Source organism: Henriciella algicola (assembly GCF_003576245.1).
Classification (GTDB): Bacteria; Pseudomonadota; Alphaproteobacteria; order Caulobacterales; family Hyphomonadaceae; genus Henriciella; species Henriciella algicola.
The window spans coordinates 205035-225438 of record NZ_QWGA01000008.1 but is presented as its reverse complement, the minus strand read 5'-3'; the positions used below and the strand labels follow the sequence as shown (position 1 = coordinate 225438).

The following is a 20404-nucleotide window of genomic DNA, read 5'->3' as shown; positions in this document are numbered from 1 at the left end:
GATGAGCAAAACGATCCACGAGGTAGTCAGGCGATCGCGATTCTCAGCTTCACCGGTTTAGTCTAGTCTGACGCGGACCTAGGCGACGCACTCATCAATGACGGCGCGGACGGCTTCATTCACGGGCAGAACCAGCAGGGGGTGCCCCTCAGCAGCAATGGCAAACCGCTCGGAATAGACGATGTCTTCCAGACCGGGCTCATCTGCCGTCAACCGCGCAATCGCGATTGGCATGACGTCACCTGCATCACGCCAATAGCCGCTCGCCATCTGACTGTCGGTGAAAAGACCCAGACGCACGCGCGCGCTCGTCACATCAATTGATCGGGTCATGACGACTTCGCCAGCCTGGGGTTCGCAGCCGATCGTGAAAACAGCTTCGGACTCTGGCGGGCCGAACATGGCTTCGCCGCTATTCATGAACCAGTCGCCATCTGTCAGCGCGAGTTCTGAAAGCGCTTCTGCGGGCCGCAGGTCGGCGGCATCGACGGTCTCTACAGGTTCGCTATCGGCTTGCCGCTCACTCGTCTTGGCAGTTGAATCTGCCACCGGAGCATCAACAGCACCATTCACTTGGTTTGCCGGTGCTCCACCCTGCTCGGCCGTGGACTCCGGCTCGGCGCTTTGTGGGCTGCAGGCGGCCATGAGCGACAGGGCTGCGGCAATGATGATGCGCGAGAAGAAGCCTGATTTTGGCACGTTCGGTTTCATTGCGTATCCTTGATCCTGAACCATTCTGTCGTCTCGGCTAACGTCCATCTTCACGTTTTGATCCGCTCGCCAGGCACCGGGCACAGCTCGCGCACACCGAACATCTTCATCGCACGGCCCATCCGGTTGGAAACTTTCTTTTCTGTGGAAAACGGCAGAAACACCGCCACTACACCGTCAGTGCACCCCAGTTTTCATGGAAATTCGCCAGCCTTCCCACATCGCCAGACCGGGCGCGGTCTGCTAGGCACAAGCGCGATGTCGAACACCTATACCTATGACGGAACAGAGCCTGTCAGGCTCAACAAATGGATGGCCAGCCTCGGCATCTGTTCGCGCCGTGAGGCAGAAACGCTTATTTCTCAAGGCTCTGTGTCGGTCGAGGGCGCGAAGGTGAGCGAACCGGGCCACAAGATAGAGCCCGGCCAGACCATGACCCTTGCAGGTAAGGCGACCAAGGCCCTCGACGACCAGCTCACCATCGTCCTGCACAAGCCTGTCGGCTATGTCTCTGCCCAGCCAGAAGGCGAGCAAATCCCGGCAATCCGCCTGGCAAGCAAGGACAATTTACTTGGAAAAGCACCGAAGATTCCAGGCCGTAACCCAAACTTTGCGCCCTTGGGGAGGCTGGATATGGACTCGCGCGGCCTCTTGCTTCTCTCCGAAGATGGCGTCCTCGCCAAGGCCGTGATCGGCCCGGATTCCGCCCTCGACAAGGAATATATCGTCACTGTTCAGGGCCAGATTACGGACCCAATCATCGGAAAGCTCCGCCACGGCCTCTCTCTCGATGGTCGAAGACTGAAAGCTGCAAAGGTCGACCTCGTCTCGCCCGGTCGCCTGCGCTTTGTCCTGCGTGAGGGACGCAACCGCCAGATCCGCCGGATGTGCGAACTGGTTGGCCTTGTAGTCATTGACCTTTTCCGCACGCGCATCGGCCCGCTTCAGCTGGACAAACTGCCAGAAGGCAAATGGCGCGCCCTTACCAGTGAAGAGCGCGCCGCCTTGATCAAGGCTTCGAAGCCTTTGTCGGGCGCTTCCGGCGGATCCAGGGCCAGAAAAGCTTCAGCCAGATCCAGAGGAAAATCCCGATCAGGACCAGCCAGGGCAGCCCCACGGCGAAAGCCGTGATGACCGCAGCTATTGCGCTGGAAAGATTATAGAAAAAGTCGCCAATCGCCTCGCCCAGCGGGTTCGAACTTGAGCTGGAGAAGGCAGGGACTTTTGTCTCGTATGAGACATCCAGCGACGACATCGACACCCGCAGCCGAAGCGCACGAAGCTGGGCTTCCGTCGACTCGATCTCACCAATCACCCGCGCCAGCTCGCGCTCGATCTGGAGTAGGTCACCAAGCGTCCCATCCCGCCGCTCCAGAAGGCCCTCCAGCCGTGAGCGCAATGTCCGCTGCGCATCGAGACGCGCGCCCGTGTCGATGATCGAACGGGTCAGGTCTTCTGCCCGGGTAGAGCGTGATGTGATTTCGCCATCCGCCGCTTCGGTTTCCGCCTCGACACCGCCCAGAAAGGTCGCGATCCAGTCAGGCGTCGCCCGGATGGAGACATTGCCAGAAACATAGTCCTCATTCGAACTGTAGACGTTCGAATTGATCACGATGCAGGTTTCGGTGCCTGCGGTCCGGCAATCCTCGACATGGCCCTGCAGCATCGGCTCCACGCTGCCCTTTGGCAGGCGCAGGCCGAGCGAGTGGCTATAGGCGATATATTGCTGCACGCCTGGTTCGACGTCCGGGCGGTCCGGCGCTGGCGATGGCTCTGCATAGCTCTCGTCAGACATCGCCATGCGGCTGCCGCTGACGGCGACCTCCTGAACCGGCGCCTCCATCGCATGGTCATATTCAGCAGCGCTTTCGCCGCCCGAACCACCACAACCCGCGACGAGTGCCAGCGCGATAAAGGCTGGACTAATCTTCTTCAACATTTGCATCCCTCCACGATAAGGAATGCATATGTGAGCGTTTACTCACGGCGAAAATAAGGCGGGATCAGGGCCTTGGTCCGAAAACCGTCTTTCCAGGCTCCAGACGCCTGCGCGCATGGTGCACGAAGTCGACGAGGAGCGGCCTCGTATCGCGCGGGTCGATAATCTCTTCGGCAAAGAAGGCTTCAGCGGTGCGGAACGGATCCTCCATCGCCTCGAACTTCTTGTAGAGGCTGGCAAGCAGCGCTTCCTTGTCGTCGGTCTCGGACAATTCCTTGCGGAATGCCGCCTCGATGCCGCCTGCCATGGGCAGTGAGCCCCAATTGCCGGATGGCCAGCAATAGCGCCATTTCGCCTTGGTCGGGTTCATCATCGCAGAGCCTGCAAGCCCGTAAGCCTTGCGGATCACGACCGCGCAGACTGGCACGGTGGCCTGATACACCGCCGCCATGGCACGCACGCCCTTGCGGGTCACGCCTGCTGTTTCATGGCGCACGCCAACAGCAAAGCCTGCGCAATCGACAAAGTGAACCACCGGAAGATGGAAGGTCGAACAGAGGTCCATGTGGCGCATGACCTTGTCGCACACATCTGCCGTCCAGGCCCCATCGAGGAAGAACGGGTTACCGGCCATGATGCCGACGGGGTGACCGTCAATGCGGGCAAGACCCGTGACGATTCCCCTGCCCCAGTTGCGTCCGATCTCGAAGAAGCTGCCCTTGTCGACAGACGCTTCGATGATCTTTTGTGGCTTGTACGGTGTCTTGCCGTCTTCGGGCACGATGGAGATGAGGCTTTCGTCGCGGCGATCCGGATCGTCCGTCGGCTCGGTGACCGGCGGTAGCTCATGCACCGAAGACGGCAGATAGGAGAGGAAGCGCTTGGCCGCCTTGAAGGCGTCGGCCTCTGTCGCGACAACATCGTCGACTGTCCCGTTCTTGGCCTGAATTTCCCAGCCGCCCAGCTCTTCCTTCGAGACATCTTCGCCAATGGCAATCGCCACGGGCGGGCCTGCCACGAAGACCTGAGACAGCTCTTTCACCATCACCGAATAATGGCTGGCGCCAACACGTCCTGCGCCGAGGCCCGCACAAGGCCCTAGCGCGAGCGAGACCATCGGGATCTCGCCCATGCCATCGACGATCAGTTCCCAGCTTGGTGTCTCTGGAATGTAGGTGCGCGGATCCTTCAGGAACATCTTGATGGAGCCGCCGCCGCCCGTGCCATCGATGAGCTGGACCAGCGGCATCCGGTATTCGACGGCCTGCTTCAGCGCGATGACAGTCTTGCCCCTGATCGAAGCATCGGCCGCGCCGCCGCGCACGGTGAAATCGTCACCCAGCACCATGGTCGGGCGGCCATCCAGTGTCGCCCGGCCAACGACAGAATTGGACGCCATGAAGCTGTCTAGCTTCTCATCCTCATCATAGGTCGCGACGCCGGCGATCTTGCCAATCTCGTGAAAGCTTCCCGGATCGACCAGAAAGGACACGCGCTCGCGGACGGTGAGCTTTCCCCGGCCGCGTTGCCGCGAGACCGGCTCTTCGCCGCCCATCTTTTCCGCCATGCGTTCCCGCCGGCGAAGCTCTTCTATCGACTTCTCCCAAGACATGGGTACAGCTAGACGATGTGCCCCAGTGTCAGGTCAAGAGCCGATATCGAAATGGGCGCTCGTGCTGGCTCGAATTTTGCAACCAGATGGCCATGATGATGAGATCCTTGCTTCGCAAATCGTTTCTTGGCGCAGCCTGCATGTCGGCTGCCTCTTTCATGGCCTGTGCACAGGACAGCGCTGCAGAAGGCGGCCTTGAGGGCCTCAATTGCAAGGCGCTTGCGGGCACAGAGCAGGTCCTCTCCGAGAATGACGAGACCTATCTGATCTTTGGCGAGGTTCACGGCACACGCGAAGCGCCCCGCGCATTTGGCGAGATTATCTGTGAAGCCGCAAAACAGGGCCCGGTCGTCGTTGGCATCGAACGCCCGGCAAACCTGACCCGCGCGATGCAGACCTTTGTCGACAGCGATGGCAGTGATGATGCCCGCTTCAATCTGCTCCGGGGCTTTTTCGATGGCACCGATTGGGGCCTGTCGAGCCAGGCATTCCTCGACCTTTTCGTGCGGATGCAGGAACTGAAATCACAAGGCGCCGACATCCGCATGATCGGCTTCACATCAACCCGTATTGTCGGCGAGGGCAGCCAGACACCTTATGAGAAGGCGCTCGCCGGTGAGCTACAGCGCGCCAGCGCACGTAACCCGGATGCCCGCATCATGGTGCTGGTCGGCAATCTTCACGCCCGCCTGGAGCCCTATCCGGAACTTGGTGACCGGCCGGGCTTCGACCCGATGGCCATGCACTTGCCAGACGGCGAAGTGCTGAGCTTCAATATCGCCCATACAGGCGGCACGTCGCATATGTGCGGCGCCGAAGGCTGCGGCCCTATGCCGGTCGATGACAAGTCGCGCCCCTATGAAGACGGCCTCATGCTGACGGACCGCGATTCCCGCTATGATGGCATCTGGAATATCGGCCCGATCACGGCCTCCCCGCCCGTCGGCAAGCGCTACTAGCCACTTCTGAGAAGACGACGATCGCACCCTGTCAGGAGGCGCAATCTCATTTGACTCGACAACATACCAACCAGTTGGTATGTTCAATGGATGCCTTCAACCAGACCCGCTCCTGCCCGCACCAAACTCCTCGATGCCGCGCTCAACCTGATCCGGGAGAAGGGCTTCAGCGCGACCAGCGTCGATGAGCTTTGCCAGGCCGCCGGTGTTACCAAGGGGGCTTTCTTCCACCATTTCGAGAGCAAGGAAGCGCTGGGCGCAGCCGCCGCCAACCACTGGAGCGAGGTTACCGGCGCAATGTTCGCCGCGGCTGATTACCATCACGAGGCCGACCCGCTGGCCCGGGTGCTGGGATATATTGAGCTCCGCAAATCGCTACTCGAAGGTGAGCCGGCTGAGTTCACCTGCGTCGCCGGAACCATGGTTCAGGAACAGTTTGGCGCGAGCGAAGATATCCGGACGGCCTGCCGCGATTCCATATTCGGCCATGCCGCCACGCTTGAAGCAGATATCAGCGCGGCACTTGCCGCCTACGGCCTCTCACCGGACTGGACCGCCAAAAGCCTCGCCCTGCACAGCCAGGCTGTGCTTCAGGGCGCCTTCATCCTGGCTAAGGCCAGCTCTGACAGGGAGGTGGCGCGCGACATGGTCGACCACCTGTCACGCTATGTCCGCTCTCTCTTTCACCGCCCGCCAGCACAGGAGGCATAAAGCCGATGGCAACCCCTATAGACGTTAAACCTTCGGCCCCGCTTGAGCTTGTCATTGGCAGGATCATTGACGCGCCCCGCCATGCTGTCTGGCGGTGCTGGACCGAGGCCGAGCTGCTGAAGCAATGGCACTGCCCAAAGCCGTGGTCCGTACCTGAGGCGGATCTCGATGTGCGGGCTGGCGGACGCTTCAATACCGTCTTCGCAGGCCCCGACGGCGAGCGGATAGAAAATGAGGGCATCTGGCTTGAAGTCGTCCCTGAGACACGCCTCGTCTTCACTGACTTTTTTACTGAAGGCTTCGTGCCACAGGGCGAAGGCTTCATGACGGGCTATGTCGAGCTTTCGGACGCCCCCGGCGGCGGCACACGATTTGTCTGGGGTGCGCGCCACCGAACTGAAGCTGGCTTGAAGCAACATGAAGAGATGGGCTTCGAGGCCGGTTGGGGCGCTGCAGCTGAGCAGCTTGAGGAAACGGCCAAGGCGATCGCGTCCGCGCCGCTAAAGGACTGAACGGGGCAGACATGGCCTACACATCAAAAGTGCGCACTTGCCTCTGGTTCGATGGTCGCGGCGAAGAAGCCGCCGAGTTCTACACGACACTCCTGCCAGACAGTCATATCGAGAGCCGGTCCTATCCCGAACCGGGAAAGCCTGCGCTCGTGGTCGAGTTCACCCTCGCGGGTGCCCCCTATATGGTGCTGAATGGCGGCCCGATGTTCGAGCATTCGCCCGCCGCTTCAATTTCCGTGCTAGCCGACGATCAGACAGAAATTGACCGGCTCTGGGACGCGCTCACAAAAGACGGCGGCAAGGAGAGCATGTGCGGCTGGGTCGTCGACCGGTTTGGCGTCTCCTGGCAGGTCGTGCCGTCGGTCCTTCCAACCATGATGGAGAGTGACGACAAGGCAGCGGCTGGGCGAGCCCGTGCGGCGATGATGAAAATGAGAAAGTTCGATATCTCAGCACTGGAAGCTGCTTTCAGCGGTTAGCCGCCGAGCCCGATATAGGCGTGCCTTCAGCGACCATCATGACACAGTCGTCATTCTTTCGACATTGCCTCTTGCCTTCGCCGCACTGGCATTGCTTTATCCCTCCCGAGTCCAATTCGAGGAGGCTTTCATGGATCTCGCAACTCTCACTGCAAAAGCAAATGAAGCAGTGTCTGCTGGCGGTGATTTCACCAAGAAGGTGAAATTCGACTTCGGCGACGCCGGCAAGCTGTTCATCGACGGCGCCAATGGCAAGGCCGACAATTCCGACAGCGAGGCAGATGCGACGGTGAAGGTCGACTGGGACGATTTCCAGAAACTCGTCGCCGGTCAGCTCGACCCGACGATGGCCTTCATGCAGGGCAAGCTGAAAGTGCTCGGCGACATGTCGGTCGCCATGCAGCTGCAAAGCCTGATGAAGAAATTCAGCTAGGCTCTAGCGGTCAGGCAGACTGGCCACGGCCTTCTGCAAAACCAGTTTAAAGGCGCTGAGCGGCAAGTTTGCTGCCAGCGCCTTTTTTCTTTGCTAGGCAAGCATATGGACCAGGAAGACAGAGACCACCGAAGCAGCTTTGTCCTGCTGGACAAGAACCCTCCGCCCGAGGGCGCAGAGCTTGTCTGGTTTGAAGGCATGGCCGGGCGCAGCCTGCGGGCCTGTCTCGCCCCGTCAACGCAGGCCAGTCCGCGCGGGACGGCCATTATCTGTCCCGGCCGTACCGAATTCATCGAGAAGTATTTCGAGACCGCCCGCGACCTGCAGGCGCGCGGCTTCGCCATCGTCATTCTGGACTGGCCGGGTCAGGGCCTTTCAGACCGGCTGCTGGAAGACCCCAAAAAAGGCCATATCGACCGGTTCGAAACCTTCATGAGCGCCCTTCGCAATGGCCTCGACGCCATGCCGGGGGACCTGCCCCGGCCTTATGTCTGTGTGGCGCACTCCATGGGCGGGGCGATCGCGCTCGCGGCGATGGCGCGAAAGCTGGTTCGGGTCGACGCCGCGGCATTCTCTGCGCCGATGTGGGGCCTGCCGGTCAATCTGGCGGTGCGTTATATCATCTGGGCGATGCGCGCTGTTGGCCGCGACGGCGATTATGCGCGCCAGCCCGGACCGCCTGAAACCTTCGAGAATAATATCGTCACGCATGACCGCGATCGTTGGCAGCTGCAGCGCGACCTGATCGCCGCCGTGCCGGAACTGGAAGTCGGCCCGATGACATGGGGCTGGCTGGGCGCGTCACTCGACATTCTGAACGAGACGCGGAAGCCTGCCCTTCTGCGCGGTGTGGACTGCCCCGTCTTTGTTGCGAGTGCTGGCGACGAACAGCTCGTCGACAACAAGGCGCATACGAAGGTCGCAAAGCATATTCCAAGCTGTACGCACATCACGATCGAGGGCGCGCGTCATGAGATCCTGATGGAGCAGGACGTCTACCGCCAGCAGTTCTGGTACGGGTTCGATCAGCTGCTCGCGACGTCAGGCCTTTAAACAGCGCCCTCGCGCTCCAGATCACTCGCACCGGCCAGACGCATCCTGCGCAGCTGCCGGACGGCAGGGGGCCGCGACATGATCAAGATCCACCATCTCGAAGACAGCCGCTCACAGCGTATCCTTTGGCTGCTGGAAGAACTTGGCCTGGACTATGAGGTCATCCGCTATGAGCGCGATCCGCAGACAAGGCTCGCGCCGGACGCGCTGCGCGCTATCCACCCGCTCGGCAAATCGCCTGTGCTGGAAGAAGGCGATGTCATCGTCGCAGAGACGGGCGCCATCATCGAGTACGTCATCGACACGCATGGCGCGGGGCGCCTGAAGCCCGCCGCCGGCACAGCCGAACAGCGCGCCTGGACCTACTGGATGCACTATGCCGAAGGGTCTGCGATGCCGCCGCTCTTGATGAAGCTGGTCTTTCAGATGCTGCCGCAGAATGCCAACCCGCTGGTGCGGCCGATGGTGAAGGCCATTACGTCCAAGGCGGAGAATGGCTTTATTGACCCGCGCCTGAAGGAGCATATCGAGTTCTGGGAGAGCTCGCTCGCCCCGACAGGATGGTTTGCCGGCAGCGATTTTACCGCTGCCGACCTTATCATGAGTTTTCCGCTGGAGGCCGCTGCGAGCCGGAGCGATGCCGGGCAATACCCGAACATCTCAGGCTTCCTGACCCGCATCCATGAGCGGCCCGCTTATAAGCGGGCGCTGGAACGCGGTGGGCCTTACGCCTACGCGTAAGGCTTATGGGGCAGCGTCGAGCGTCTTGTTCGGCTCCGATTGGAGCTGGATGTAGTTCTGGATACCGATCCGCTCGACGAGCTCCATCTGGGTTTCCAGATAGTCGATGTGCTCTTCTTCGCTCGCGAGGATCTTGAGGAAGAGATCGCGTGTGACATAGTCGCGGCAGCTCTCCGCGTGCTCCATACCATCGCGGAGGACCGGACAGGCTTCACGCTCAAGCTCAAGATCGCTGGCGAGGATTTCCTCGACCGTCTCGCCAATTTTCAGTTTGCCGAGGTCCTGCAGATTTGGCAGGCCGCCAAGGAAGAGGATGCGCTGGATGAGCCAGTCGGCATGCTCCATCTCCTCGATTGATTCCTTGTACTCATGCTCGCCCAGGATGGAGACACCCCAGTCCATGAGCATGCGCGAATGGAGGAAGTACTGATTAATCGCCGTCAGCTCATTCTTGAGACAGGCGTTCAGGAATTCGATGACTTTCGGGTCGCCCTTCATGGTGCACTCCTGAGGTCGAAGGTTTCGTCTAATGTCCGAAATATCACCGAAAAGCGGCGTTTCAAGCAAAAAAGTTGTATAAAATCAGATGCTTATGATAGTGAGAAGCAATTGCACAGATGCATTGCCGGAAGCGGCTGTTTTAATTTGAATTTGTCTTGGACAGCGCTGACGACGCCGGATGATTATTCTGCAGCAGCTTGTAGTGGCTCAAGTGCCGTTGCTTCGACTCGCTCGGAAATCATCTCACCGATCGTCGTTCTGCACTTGCCGCAATTGAAGGCGCAGCCATGGTGGGCCTGAACCGCTTCTGGGCTGCGTGCACCGGCATCGACGGCGTCGCGGATGCCGGAATCATTAATGCGTCTGCAAATGCAAATGATCATGGTTCTCAACTAGCGGGTTTGAGAATGATTGTCAATCAAAAGAGGTGCATCTGAGGAGTACGCCGATCATGCAGCAGCATCCGCCCGCCCCAGCTTGACCGCACGCCCCTGCCCTTCTACCTCCGCCACAGTTTAACCCCGGTTTGAGTGGAGATATCATGAGCACGCTTCCAGAGCTTGCAGACACGGCAAAGGCATGGCCTTTTGAACAGGCACGTGCGCTGCTGAAACGGCTCGAGAATATGGAGCGTGCGGGCAAACCCAAAGAGGGCCCGGTCACCTTCGAGACCGGTTATGGCCCGTCCGGCCTTCCCCATATCGGCACGTTCGGTGAAGTCGTCCGCACGACGATGGTGCGCACGGCTTTCGAGACCCTGACAGACGGCAAGTACGAAACCCGCATGATCTGCGTGTCAGACGATATGGACGGCATGCGCAAGGTGCCGCCGACGGTGCCGAACCCGAAGGACCTTGAAGCCTACATGCAGATGCCGCTGACCGCGGTGCCGGACCCGTTCGGCACGCATGAAAGCTATGGCGCGCATATGGGCGCGCGCCTCTGCGCCTTCCTCGACAGCTTCGGTTTTGACTATGAGTTCAAGTCCGCCACGCAACTCTACAAGACCGGCGTATTCGACGAGGCGCTGCTGCGCGCCCTCAAAAAGTTCGATGAGATCATGGCGGTCATGCTGCCGACGCTCGGCGCTGAGCGTCAGGCGACTTATTCGCCCTTCCTGCCGATCTCACCATCGACAGGCCGCGTGCTCTATGTGCCGATGAAGGCAACGGACGCGAAGGCTGGCACGATCACCTTCGAGGATGAAGACGGCACGGACGTCACCATTCCCGTCACGGGCGGCAACACCAAGCTTCAGTGGAAGCCGGATTTCGGCATGCGCTGGGCCGCACTCGGCGTCGACTTCGAGATGTTCGGCAAGGACCACCAGGACAATGCGCCGATCTACTCTAAGATCTGCAAGATCCTCGGCAGCCAGCCGCCGCAGCAATATGTCTATGAGCTCTTCCTCGACGAAAAAGGCGAGAAGATTTCCAAGACCAAGGGCAATGGCATCTCGGTCGAAGACTGGCTGGCCTATGCGCCGCAGGAGAGCCTGTCACTCTTCCAGTTCCAGAAGCCACGCGTTGCGAAGAAGCTCTATTTCGACGTCATTCCGAAGGCGGTCGATGAGTATCTGACCTTCCTGTCGAAATACCCGGAAGAAGAGGCAGCGCGCCAGATCGAGAACCCTGTCTGGCATATCCATTCCGGCAATCCGCCGCAAGGCGATACGCCTGTGTCCTTCGCGCTGCTGCTCAACCTCGTCAGCGCCGCAAACACTGAGACCAAGGAACAGCTCTGGGACTTCATCTCGCGCTATGCGCCTGAGGCCAGCCCTGAGAGCCACCCCTTCCTCGACAAGCTCGCTGGCTACGCCATCCGCTATTACGAGGACTTCGTGAAGCCGACAAAGGTGTACCGTGCACCAGACGAGAAAGAGCGCGCCGCGATGGAGGACCTCGCCAATCGCCTGTCGTCCCTTGAGGGCGAAGCCGATGCCGAGACGCTCCAGAACCTGACCTTCGAAATCGGCAAGGCCCACGAGTTCGAGAATCTTCGCGATTGGTTCAAGGCGCTCTACGAAGTCCTACTCGGCCAGAGCCAAGGTCCGCGCTTTGGCGGCTTTGCAGCCCTCTACGGCGTCCACGAGACGGCACGGCTCATCAAGGGTGCGCTGGCGCGCGACACGGAATCGGCTTGAGACTGAGCGCATGAAAGCGCTCATCCTTGCTCCGCTCGCCGTTCTTGCCCTGTCTGGCTGCCTCGCTGCCAGCGTGGCTGGCGCAACGGTGGGCGCGATCGGGTCCGGTGTCGAACTGGCCGGCAAGACGGTTTACTATACGGGCAAGGGCGCCGTCGGCCTCGTCTCGGGCGGCGATGGCGTGCCCGTCACTGTCGCCGATGATGTTGGTGATATGGAGCGCGGGCGCTTGAAACTAACCGTGCGGTTTCGCGATCGCGGCGACATGTATGTCAGCGACCGGATCATCCCGGCGCGCGCCCTCGAGGACGAACTCGATGCCCTGTCGGAGCGCGACGATGTCGTCGACGTCTATGTCGACAGGCCCTGATCCCTCACCGGTTAACCAATAAAACCTGCCTATCTCCAAGGCCTGCCTTAAGACCTTTCTGCCAGCTTTCATGCGGGCAATGAGGGGGCAAGCGCATGAGGGGACTGATCGCATCGGTATTGGTCGGCGCAGGACTGACATCAGGCTGCACGGTGGCCAAGGTAACAGGCGAAGCCGCCGCCCTACCCTTCAAGGGGGCCTATCACGGGACGCGCGCGGCTGGCACAGGCCTCTACTATACAGGACGCGGCGCCTACGCCGTCGGCAAGGGTGCCTACCATGTCGGCAAGTTTCCAATCGAGGTAGCTGACGGCGTTCTCGATACATCCGCGCGGGTGCTGACACTCACCATCATGACACTGAACGCGGCCGGGCAGGTTAGCGCGATCAGCAAGGACATCGCTGCAGCGTCGCTCTACGCAGAACTTGCGGCGCTGGAGAGCAGCGCGAGTGTGCTCGAAGTCATCGTCAGCGTCGCGAGCTGACACAAAGAAAAAGGCCGCCTCCTTCTGCCGGAAGCGGCCTTCTCATATTGGTTTGACTGGTCGGGCTTATTCAGCCGCGATCAGCGTCTTCTTCTGCTTCGGCATGCCGCCTTCCGGCCAGTTCTGCATCAGCTCTGCCTCATGGCCTTTTGCCGCTTCGACGGACGCTTCCTTGACGTGGCCATAGCCGCGGATCTCGTCCGGGATGGACGCAATCGCGATGGCAAGCTCATGGTTCTTCTTGGTCAGCTTGCCTGACATGTCGGCGACGCGCTCAAGATAGGTGTCGCGGAGACCGCGCTCCATCTTGCGCTCTTCGGTATAGCCGAATGGGTCGAAGGCGGTGCCGCGCAGACCCTTGAAGCGGCGCATCATGCTGAAGACAGTCTTCATCCATGGGCCGAATGGCTTCTTCTTGAGATGACCGTTGGAGTCCTTCTTCGCGATCAAAGGCGGCGCCATCAGATAGCTGATCTTGCCACCGTGGAAGGTTTCGCGAAGTTTCTTCTCGAAAGAGCCGTCTGTGTAGAGGCGCGCGACTTCATACTCATCCTTATAGGCCATGAGCTTGAAAGCAAACTTCGCGACAGCCGTGGTGAAGCCTTCGCCAAGACCCGCAGCCTCTTCGTCCTTGCGCACCTTTGCGACGAGATCGCGGTACTTCTGCGCATAGGCTTCGTTCTGGTAAGCCGTGAGACGCTCGGCGCGGTTCTCAATGATCTGGTCCAGCGTCATCGGGGCGACGTCGCCGCGTGGATCTGAGGTCTGTTCAAGACGGTCCGGGTCGACGGCTGCAATCCGGCCAACATCAAAGGCCTTCATGTTCTCTTCGATCTTCACGCCATTGAGCTTGATGGCGCGGTAGAGACCGCGAAGCGAGACGGGCACGAGGCCCTTCTGCCAGGCGTAACCGACCATGATCATGTTCGTGTAGATCGCGTCGTTCATATAGCCGAGTGCAAGCGACTCAGCGTCGATGGAGCCGAAATCCTTGGCCTGGCGCTTCACGCGGGCGGCGAGAAGCTGGCTTTCAAAGGTCTTGGACCGGTCGCGAATGAACTCGCTGGTCGGTGTCACGTCAGCGTTTGCCGTCACATGCGTACGGCTGACATCCATCAGCGAGATAGCATCGCCGCCAGCCGCCACGACAAGGTCACAGCCAATGATGGCGTCAGCCGACGCCGGTGGCACGCGGCCCGTCGAGATCATGTCCGGCTCACGCGCAAAGCGAAGGTGCGAGAGCACAGGGCCGCCCTTCTGGGCAAGGCCGGTCATGTCGAGCGATGAGGCTGCATTGCCGTCAACATGCGCCGCCATGGCGAGCACAGCCGCCACGGTCGTAACGCCCGTGCCGCCGACGCCCGTGAACAGGATGTTCCATGGCTGGGCGACAGGTGGCAGGTCCGGCAGCGGCAGGTTCGATGCATCTACGTCGAGAACCGGTGCGTCCTCTGCTGCGAAGTGCGCGTCCTTGATGGTCACAAAGCTCGGGCAAAAGCCGCGCAGACAGGAAAGGTCGGTGTTACAGGTCGACTGATTGATGCGGCGCTTGCGGCCAAGTTCGGTCTCGACCGGCTCAACAGAGAGACAGTTCGACTTGATCGAGCAGTCGCCGCAGCCTTCGCAGACTTCCTGGTTGATCATCACGCGTACACGATCCGGCTCGCGAAGGCCGCGCTTGGAGCGGCGGCGCTTCTCAGTGGCGCAGACCTGGTCATAGATCATGACGGAGACGCCCTTGGTGTCGCGTAGCATCTTCTGCACGTCATCGAGCTCTTCGCGGTCATAGATCTTCACCGAACGCGGCAGGCCTTTGACGCCTGCATAACGGGTCGGGTCCTCGGTCACGACGACGATCGTCTTCACGCCTTCGGCCTCGACCTGCTGGGCAATATCGACCGGGGTCTGGCCGGACTCGACGGTCTGGCCACCCGTCATCGCGACGGCGTCATTGTAGAGGATCTTGTAGGTCATGTTCGCGCCGGAGGTGACCGCAGCGCGAATGGCGAGCGAGCCTGAGTGCGAATACGTGCCGTCGCCGAGATTGACGAACATGTGGTCCTCGTCGGTCGCGAAATACTGGCCGATCCAGGCAACGCCTTCGCCGCCCATCTGGCTGGTCATGTCGGTCTTACGGTCCGGCATGAAGTTCGCCATGTAGTGGCAGCCGATACCGGCAAGCGCGCGCGAGCCTTCAGGTACAGTGGTCGATGTATTGTGCGGGCAGCCCGAACAATAGTGCGGAGTGCGGACGGTCGGGGACGCATTCGACTGCGCGGCCTGACCAGCGGCGCCGACGCGCTGGAAGTAGCGGTCTGCGGCGGACTTGTCCCACTCGCCCGGCACGGCGCCAACGAGCGCGTGCGCCATTTCCGGGACTGGAATGGAAGACACCTGGCTGAGCAGCGGCTTGCCGAAACGGTCCTGCTTGCCTTCGATGAAAGGGCGCTCATTGTCGGGCAGGCTGTAGAGGACGGAGCGAAGCTGCTCTTCGATCAGTGGGCGCTTGTGCTCGATCACGAGAACGCGCTCGAGGCCCTTACAGAATTCACGGATGCGGGTCGGCTCGAGCGGCCACGGCATGGCGACCTTGAAGACGCTGATGCCGAGGCGGCCAGCTTCCTCTGGCGTGATGCCGATTGCTGCAAGCGCCTCGAAGATGTCGCGGGCAGCCTGACCGGTCGTGATAATGCCGACGCGCGGCTTTGGCGACGGGACGAGAACATGGTCGAGCTGGTTTGCGCGGACCCAGGCCTGGGCGGCTGGCAGCTTTACCTCGCGAAGGCGGCGCTCTTTCTCGATCGGATTGTCGCCGCGGCGCATGTGAACGCCGCTTTCGGGGAATTCGAAGTCCGGCTTGATGAGGTTGAGGCGGTTCAGCGTGACATCGACAACTGCGCCGGAGTCCATCGTGTCGGCGAGCGCGATCAGCGAGGTCCAAGCGCCTGAGAAGCGGCTCATCGCCCAGCCATGAATGCCGTAATCCAGTACATCCTGAATGGAAGCCGGGTTCAGGACCGGAATTTCCGCGTCGCGCATCGCGTATTCAGACTGCGATGGCAGCGTCGAGGATTTGCAGGTGTGGTCGTCGCCGCAGATGGCGAGGACGCCGCCAAGCCGGGAGGTGCCGGCTGCGTTGGCGTGCTTGAAGGCGTCACCGGTGCGGTCAACGCCCGGCGCCTTGCCGTACCAGATGCCGAACAGGCCGTCGCGCTTTGCACCCGGGAAGAGGCCGAGCTGCTGCGAGCCCCAGACCGCCGTTGCGCCTAGGTCCTCATTGAGGCCTTCCCAGAATTCGATCTCATACTGGTCGAGCCACTTGCCGGCGGCGCGAAGCTGCTGGTCATAACCACCCAGCGGCGAGCCGCGATAGCCGGAAATAAAGCCGGCCGTATTATGCCCGGCCTCAAGGTCGAGGCGCTTCTGATCAAGCGGCAGGCGCACCAGCGCCTGGATACCCGTCATGTAGGCATGACCCTCGACAAGATCGTATTTATCGTTCAGCGTGACTTCGCGGTGTTCCAAGGAACGGCTCCCATAAAGCTTTGAAGCTATATTATTTGCATTTTTCGCCGAAAATGCTTGCCCATATTGCCGTATATAGCGTAAGAACAGGCAAGTTGTTCCATTTTAGAGCGCGCATAGGGAGAAAAATTGCCCCAATCACTTGACGCCATCGACGCAAAGATTCTGGACCTGATTCAGAAAGACGCCGCCCTCTCTGTCGCCGAGATCGCAGACCGTGTGGGTCTGTCGTCGTCGCCCTGCTGGCGCCGCATCAAGCGCATGGAAGAAGCGGGCATCATCCGTGGCCGCGTCACCCTGCTCGACCGCGACGCTCTGGGTCTTGGCTTCGAAGTCGTCGCGAGCGTGAAGCTGGCGCTGCCGAGCAAGGAAAACCTCGCCAAGTTCGAAGCCCTCGTCCTCAAATGGGCCGAGGTCCTTGAATGTATGACGGTGACGGGCGCTGTCGACTATGTGATCCGCATCACAACGACAGACATGCACGCCTACGATACCTTCCTGCGCGAGAAGCTGCTTGGCTCGGGCCTTGTTTCGGACGTGCAATCGCGCATCGTGATCAATATCGCCAAGCGCACGACCGCGCTGCCGCTCGGCCTCGTCAGCGACTACGTTCCGGCAAGCTGATGGCAGGGCGCACCCTGCCCTTTCCGTTCCGCAAGCTCGCAGCCATAGCTGGCGCGCTCAGCCTTTTGTCCGCCTCGGCCCTGGCCGCGCCAGTTACGCAAGACTGGCTGGATGAGCAGGTCGCACAGATCCACGAGGAGTACGGCCTCATCGCCCTCGGCGCGGGCGTCCTTGAGGTTGGCGATGAGCCGGTTATTGCCGTCGCAGGAACGGAAAGCTCAAAGTCAGACACGCCGGTAACGAAAGATGCGGCTTGGCACATAGGCTCCAACACCAAGGCGCTGACAGCCCTTCTCTACGCGCGGCTTGTGGAACACGGACATGCCGAATGGGGAGCATCTGTCGCTTCGCTGTTTGAGGGTCAGGCGAGCTCGATTGATCCGGCATGGACCGACGTCACAATTGAAGACCTCTTCGCGCACCGCTCTGGCGCCGGTCAGGTCGGCCCGGTCTGGCTATTGTCGCGCGCCAGCGATGACAGCCCGATGACAGAGCAGCGACTGGAAACGGTGCTCTCTAGGCTTGTCGAACCTCCTCCCGGAGAGATTGGCGCGTTCGAATACAGCAATCTCAATTACATCGTTGCCGGGTCCGCTATCGAAGTGATCACCGGCCAAAGCTGGGAAGACGCGATCCGCGAGATGGTCTTTGAGGCTGACGGCAGCGACTGGACGGATGGCTGGGGCTTCGGTGCCCCGCGGTCGGGGCCGCTTGGGCATAACACCGTGTTCGGCTTCAAGGTCTCCGCCGGCCGGGGCAGCGGGGCAGACAATCCGCCGGCGCTTGGACCTGCGGGCACGGCGCACGCCACGATAGACAGCCATCTTCGACTGCTTGCCTCGTTCATCGACGAGGAAAGCGACCTCATGACAGAGGGCACGCGCCGGAAGCTGCTAGCGCCGTGGCCAGATGACGACGCCGACTACGCCATGGGCTGGGGCATCGGCAGCCGCGACGAGCTTGGCCGGATCTATGCCCATCGCGGTTCGAACACGATGTGGCTGTCGCATGTTGAGCTGGTGCCGCAGGAAGACACGGTCCTGATCGTGAATACGAATTTGTACACGGATGCCTCCAGTGAGGCCGTTGGCGCTCTTGTGTCTGCGATCGAAGCCCGACTGGCCGAAGATAACGAATAATCACGCGGGCGGTGCGATCACCTGCGTGACGTGTCCGTTTGAGCGGTTGAGCGTGCGTGCCTTACCGCCCGGCCAGACTTGCATGCGGGTTTCCATCAGCGGCGTATCGGTGCTGCCGCCGAAAAGGGCCTCGGATTCATAGGATAGCCAGGCGAGCGGCGCGTCCGGCGTCGCGCGTTCGCCATGCGCGGCGATCGTGCTCATGATCTGGCCTATGACCTCGCGCGGCGGATAGATCAGGAAGACGGAGTGAAAGACGACGGTGAGCCCCTTCGCCGGGCGCGCCTCAAGCTTTCGGGTGAGCCAGTCGGCAGCGTCCGCCTTGTCCACGCTTATGCCCGTCTGCTGGGCCAGCCTGACTGCCGCATCGAGGCGTGACAGGCGCTCTTCCTGATCGGGCCAAGTGTAGCACTTCAGGCGCATGACCTGCTCAGGATCACTGAGATCGAAGGGCGAGAGGTCGCAGGCGGCCCTGCTGTCGACGCGCGGCTGGGCATCTAGGTAACGGGGCGGATCAATCTGCCAGTCGGTGGTGATCGTGACGCCGCTTTTGGGCCGCTGCAGGCGCTGCCAGCTGGAGGTCGAATAGCTGTAGCGATCCCAGTTCTGGTTGAGACCCGCGCTGGCCCCCAGTTCCAGAAGGTGCATAGGCATATCGAAACGGTGCGCCAGCTCCAGAAACCCCGGCAGCAGCGCAATGCAGCGCCGTGTTTCATTGGTCTGCGGCGGGCTTTCTAGGAAAGCTATGACCCAGTCGCGGTGTCCCGATAGCCAGTCTCGGGCCAGTGGCCAGACCTTGCTCATCTTCCAGTGGGGATCGGACGCTGGATAGGTGCGCGCCAGTTCCGGCGCACGGCCTGTCAGCACCGCATGATGTAGGCAACCGGCTAGCCGGAGCGCAAGCGCGTCCTTGCGGGGATTGGTCGGCCAGTCAGAAACAAGGCCGGCGATAATACCGCCGGCCTCGAAATCTTCTGCAAAGGCAAGACAGAGGTCTGCCGTGAATGACGAGCCCAAAGTCCGGCACCATTCCGCCTGTTCGCGGAAATGGGCCGGGATAATTGTCTCGCCTAGCAAGCCTGGCGCCTAGACGCGCTCAACGCACATGGCGATGCCTTCGCCGCCGCCGATGCAGAGCGAAGCAACGCCCTTCTTCACATCGCGGTCCTCCATCGCGGCGAGCAGCGTGACGAGAATACGCGCGCCGGATGCACCGATCGGGTGGCCCATGGCGCAGGCGCCGCCATTGACGTTGACGATGTCATGCGAGAGGCCGAGCTCTTTCATGGCGATCATCGGAACGACAGCAAAGGCTTCGTTGATTTCCCAGAGGCCGACATCGTCCTTGGACCAGCCAGCTTTTTCCAGCGCCTTCTTCATCGCAGGCACGGGCGCTGTGGTGAAGTATTTCGGCTCATGCGCATGGCTGGAGGAAGACACGATCTTGGCGATCGGCTTCAGGCCGCGCTTCTCAGCTTCAGACTGTTTCATCAGGACCAGAGCCGCCGCGCCGTCAGAGATGGCAGATGCGTTGGCAGCGGTCACCGTGCCGTCCTTGTTGAAGGCCGGGCGAAGGCTCGGGATCTTGTCCGGCATCGCGGTGCGTGGAAGCTCGTCCGTGTCGACCGTCACATCGCCCTTGCGGGTCTTCATCGTGACCGGAACGATCTCGCGCTTGAACTTGCCTTCCTTCGTCGCCTTCTGGGCGCGCGCGAGCGTTTCAAGCGCATAGGCATCCTGCTGCTCCCGCGTGAACTGGTATTCGCGGGCGATCATGTCGGCGAAGTTGCCCATCGGGCCGCCTTCATAGGCGTCCTCAAGACCGTCGGTCGCCATATGGTCCTTCATGCCAGAGGCGCCGTATTTGTGGCCCTTACGAAGGTCAACGAGGTGCGGCGCGTTGGTCATCGACTCCATGCCGCCTGCGACCACGATGTTCGCATTGCCTGCTGCAATAGCGTTTGCGCCCATGACGGCCGCCTGAAGGCCGGAGCCGCACATCTTGTTGATCGTGGTGGCTTCGGTGCCCTTGTCGAGACCGGCCTTGATGGCTGCCTGACGCGCCGGGGCCTGGCCCTGACCTGCAGGCAGGCAGTTGCCCATGATGATCTCGTTGACGTCCGTCTCAGAGAGCTTCGCCTCGTCCGAGGCGGCTTTCACGGCAATGGCGCCAAGCTCATTTGCGGACATGCCGGCGAGGTCGCCCAGCAGACCGCCCATGGGCGTGCGGGACATACCTACGATTACTACGGGATCATGAGCCATCTTTTCCTCCGGGCTGTTCTATCGTCTTTTGCGTGTGCGAAGAGATGCGCCTCAGGCGACGCAGCGTCAAGCCCTTAACCGGCCTCTGCCACGCCTCCATGCGTGCAGTGCAACATTGGGAAACTGTATAGTTCCGGCAAAATCCTTTTCAGGTGCCGTGTGCGAAGGTCCAGTCATCCAGAAAGTTCTGGAACACTGAAAA

The 20404-nt window shown here is 60.9% G+C and carries 20 protein-coding genes and 1 pseudogene; 13 read left to right on the top strand and 8 right to left on the bottom strand.

Features of this window, described 5'->3' with window-relative positions; all coding sequences use genetic code 11:
* Window positions 1–78 precede the first annotated feature (78 nt).
* Window positions 79–711: a hypothetical protein gene (locus tag D1222_RS13930; RefSeq protein ID WP_119454867.1), complete on the bottom strand. Its 633-nt coding sequence runs from the start codon at window positions 709–711 to the stop codon at window positions 79–81.
* A 258-nt stretch (window positions 712–969) separates the two neighbouring features.
* Between D1222_RS13930 and D1222_RS13925 the strand changes: the two genes are divergently transcribed.
* Complete coding sequence (locus D1222_RS13925; protein ID WP_119454866.1) at window positions 970–1842, top strand: pseudouridine synthase; 873 nt, start codon at window positions 970–972, stop codon at window positions 1840–1842.
* Here the strand turns inward: D1222_RS13925 and D1222_RS15995 are convergent.
* Together D1222_RS15995 and D1222_RS13915 are read right to left on the bottom strand one after the other, a co-directional pair.
* Window positions 1841–2377 (bottom strand): annotated as a pseudogene (locus D1222_RS15995) (DUF4349 domain-containing protein); the annotation flags it as partial. The gene D1222_RS13925 and the pseudogene D1222_RS15995 overlap by 2 nt on opposite strands.
* 337 nt (window positions 2378–2714) lie before the next feature.
* Entirely contained in the window at window positions 2715–4217 is a 1503-nt protein-coding gene (locus D1222_RS13915) for an acyl-CoA carboxylase subunit beta (protein ID WP_119454865.1), read from the bottom strand.
* A 152-nt stretch (window positions 4218–4369) separates the two neighbouring features.
* Between D1222_RS13915 and D1222_RS13910 the strand changes: the two genes are divergently transcribed.
* From D1222_RS13910 to D1222_RS13880, 7 genes are all read left to right on the top strand, one after another.
* On the top strand, window positions 4370–5221 hold the full coding sequence (locus tag D1222_RS13910; RefSeq protein WP_147371884.1) for a hypothetical protein: 852 nt from the start codon (window positions 4370–4372) through the stop codon (window positions 5219–5221).
* A 90-nt stretch (window positions 5222–5311) separates the two neighbouring features.
* The gene (locus D1222_RS13905) at window positions 5312–5932 is read left to right on the top strand and encodes a TetR/AcrR family transcriptional regulator (RefSeq protein WP_119454863.1); all 621 of its coding nucleotides are present in this window, start codon (window positions 5312–5314) and stop codon (window positions 5930–5932) included.
* Between the two features lie 5 nt (window positions 5933–5937).
* Window positions 5938–6444 (top strand): SRPBCC family protein, encoded by a 507-nt coding sequence (locus D1222_RS13900; RefSeq protein WP_119454862.1) that lies wholly within the window; start codon window positions 5938–5940, stop codon window positions 6442–6444.
* An 11-nt stretch (window positions 6445–6455) separates the two neighbouring features.
* Window positions 6456–6923, top strand: coding sequence for a VOC family protein (locus D1222_RS13895; RefSeq protein WP_119454861.1), 468 nt, complete (start codon window positions 6456–6458; stop codon window positions 6921–6923).
* A gap of 130 nt (window positions 6924–7053) precedes the next feature.
* Window positions 7054–7356: an SCP2 sterol-binding domain-containing protein gene (locus D1222_RS13890; protein ID WP_119454860.1), complete on the top strand. Its 303-nt coding sequence runs from the start codon at window positions 7054–7056 to the stop codon at window positions 7354–7356.
* A 105-nt stretch (window positions 7357–7461) separates the two neighbouring features.
* Window positions 7462–8409, top strand: coding sequence for an alpha/beta fold hydrolase (locus D1222_RS13885; protein WP_119454859.1), 948 nt, complete (start codon window positions 7462–7464; stop codon window positions 8407–8409).
* Window positions 8410–8487: 78 nt separating this feature from the next.
* Window positions 8488–9150, top strand: coding sequence for a glutathione S-transferase (locus tag D1222_RS13880; protein WP_119454858.1), 663 nt, complete (start codon window positions 8488–8490; stop codon window positions 9148–9150).
* Between the two features lie 3 nt (window positions 9151–9153).
* Here the strand turns inward: D1222_RS13880 and bfr are convergent, their stop codons facing one another.
* Complete coding sequence (gene bfr / locus D1222_RS13875; protein ID WP_119454857.1) at window positions 9154–9648, bottom strand: bacterioferritin; 495 nt, start codon at window positions 9646–9648, stop codon at window positions 9154–9156.
* Between the two features lie 185 nt (window positions 9649–9833).
* Window positions 9834–10034 (bottom strand): (2Fe-2S)-binding protein, encoded by a 201-nt coding sequence (locus tag D1222_RS13870; protein WP_119454856.1) that lies wholly within the window; start codon window positions 10032–10034, stop codon window positions 9834–9836.
* A gap of 158 nt (window positions 10035–10192) precedes the next feature.
* Here D1222_RS13870 and D1222_RS13865 point away from each other — a divergent pair, with 158 nt between their 5' ends.
* The 3 genes from D1222_RS13865 (at window position 10193) to D1222_RS13855 (ending at window position 12649) form a co-directional block, all read left to right on the top strand.
* Complete coding sequence (locus D1222_RS13865; RefSeq protein WP_119454855.1) at window positions 10193–11794, top strand: lysine--tRNA ligase; 1602 nt, start codon at window positions 10193–10195, stop codon at window positions 11792–11794.
* A gap of 10 nt (window positions 11795–11804) precedes the next feature.
* Entirely contained in the window at window positions 11805–12164 is a 360-nt protein-coding gene (locus D1222_RS13860; protein WP_119454854.1) for a hypothetical protein, read from the top strand.
* A gap of 95 nt (window positions 12165–12259) precedes the next feature.
* Window positions 12260–12649 (top strand): hypothetical protein, encoded by a 390-nt coding sequence (locus tag D1222_RS13855; protein WP_147371883.1) that lies wholly within the window; start codon window positions 12260–12262, stop codon window positions 12647–12649.
* Window positions 12650–12715: 66 nt separating this feature from the next.
* Here D1222_RS13855 and D1222_RS13850 read toward each other — a convergent pair whose 3' ends face one another.
* Window positions 12716–16174, bottom strand: coding sequence for an indolepyruvate ferredoxin oxidoreductase family protein (locus D1222_RS13850; protein WP_119454852.1), 3459 nt, complete (start codon window positions 16172–16174; stop codon window positions 12716–12718).
* Window positions 16175–16303: 129 nt separating this feature from the next.
* On the opposite strand from D1222_RS13850, the gene D1222_RS13845 reads away from it, so the two are divergent.
* Window positions 16304–16798 carry an Lrp/AsnC family transcriptional regulator gene (locus tag D1222_RS13845; RefSeq protein ID WP_119454851.1) on the top strand — a complete coding sequence of 165 codons (495 nt, stop codon included), beginning with the start codon at window positions 16304–16306 and terminating at the stop codon, window positions 16796–16798.
* Complete coding sequence (locus D1222_RS13840) at window positions 16798–17937, top strand: serine hydrolase domain-containing protein (RefSeq protein WP_119454850.1); 1140 nt, start codon at window positions 16798–16800, stop codon at window positions 17935–17937. The genes D1222_RS13845 and D1222_RS13840 overlap by 1 nt, the downstream gene beginning before the upstream one ends.
* Here the strand turns inward: D1222_RS13840 and D1222_RS13835 are convergent, their stop codons facing one another.
* Together D1222_RS13835 and D1222_RS13830 are read right to left on the bottom strand one after the other, a co-directional pair.
* Window positions 17938–19014 (bottom strand): DUF2332 domain-containing protein, encoded by a 1077-nt coding sequence (locus D1222_RS13835; protein ID WP_119454849.1) that lies wholly within the window; start codon window positions 19012–19014, stop codon window positions 17938–17940. It abuts the gene before it with no gap.
* Window positions 19015–19023: 9 nt separating this feature from the next.
* Window positions 19024–20202, bottom strand: coding sequence for a thiolase family protein (locus D1222_RS13830; RefSeq protein WP_119454848.1), 1179 nt, complete (start codon window positions 20200–20202; stop codon window positions 19024–19026).
* Between the last annotated feature and the right edge of the window lie 202 nt (window positions 20203–20404).

Bases quoted from the DNA above. Each gene is read 5' to 3' on its own strand.
- D1222_RS13900 (WP_119454862.1), top strand. From the start codon at position 5,938: ATGGCAACCCCTATAGACGTTAAACCTTCGGCCCCGCTTGAGCTTGTC.
- D1222_RS13855 (WP_147371883.1), top strand. From the start codon at position 12,260: ATGAGGGGACTGATCGCATCGGTATTGGTCGGCGCAGGACTGACATCA.
- D1222_RS13905 (WP_119454863.1), top strand. From the start codon at position 5,312: ATGCCTTCAACCAGACCCGCTCCTGCCCGCACCAAACTCCTCGATGCC.
- D1222_RS13915 (WP_119454865.1), bottom strand. From the start codon at position 4,217: ATGGCGGAAAAGATGGGCGGCGAAGAGCCGGTCTCGCGGCAACGCGGC.
- D1222_RS13830 (WP_119454848.1), bottom strand. From the start codon at position 20,202: ATGGCTCATGATCCCGTAGTAATCGTAGGTATGTCCCGCACGCCCATG.
- D1222_RS13870 (WP_119454856.1), bottom strand. From the start codon at position 10,034: ATGATCATTTGCATTTGCAGACGCATTAATGATTCCGGCATCCGCGAC.
- D1222_RS13840 (WP_119454850.1), top strand. From the start codon at position 16,798: ATGGCAGGGCGCACCCTGCCCTTTCCGTTCCGCAAGCTCGCAGCCATA.
- D1222_RS13865 (WP_119454855.1), top strand. From the start codon at position 10,193: ATGAGCACGCTTCCAGAGCTTGCAGACACGGCAAAGGCATGGCCTTTT.
- D1222_RS13885 (WP_119454859.1), top strand. From the start codon at position 7,462: ATGGACCAGGAAGACAGAGACCACCGAAGCAGCTTTGTCCTGCTGGAC.
- D1222_RS13860 (WP_119454854.1), top strand. From the start codon at position 11,805: ATGAAAGCGCTCATCCTTGCTCCGCTCGCCGTTCTTGCCCTGTCTGGC.
- D1222_RS13930 (WP_119454867.1), bottom strand. From the start codon at position 711: ATGAAACCGAACGTGCCAAAATCAGGCTTCTTCTCGCGCATCATCATT.
- D1222_RS13925 (WP_119454866.1), top strand. From the start codon at position 970: ATGTCGAACACCTATACCTATGACGGAACAGAGCCTGTCAGGCTCAAC.
- D1222_RS13895 (WP_119454861.1), top strand. From the start codon at position 6,456: ATGGCCTACACATCAAAAGTGCGCACTTGCCTCTGGTTCGATGGTCGC.
- D1222_RS13890 (WP_119454860.1), top strand. From the start codon at position 7,054: ATGGATCTCGCAACTCTCACTGCAAAAGCAAATGAAGCAGTGTCTGCT.
- bfr (WP_119454857.1), bottom strand. From the start codon at position 9,648: ATGAAGGGCGACCCGAAAGTCATCGAATTCCTGAACGCCTGTCTCAAG.
- D1222_RS13880 (WP_119454858.1), top strand. From the start codon at position 8,488: ATGATCAAGATCCACCATCTCGAAGACAGCCGCTCACAGCGTATCCTT.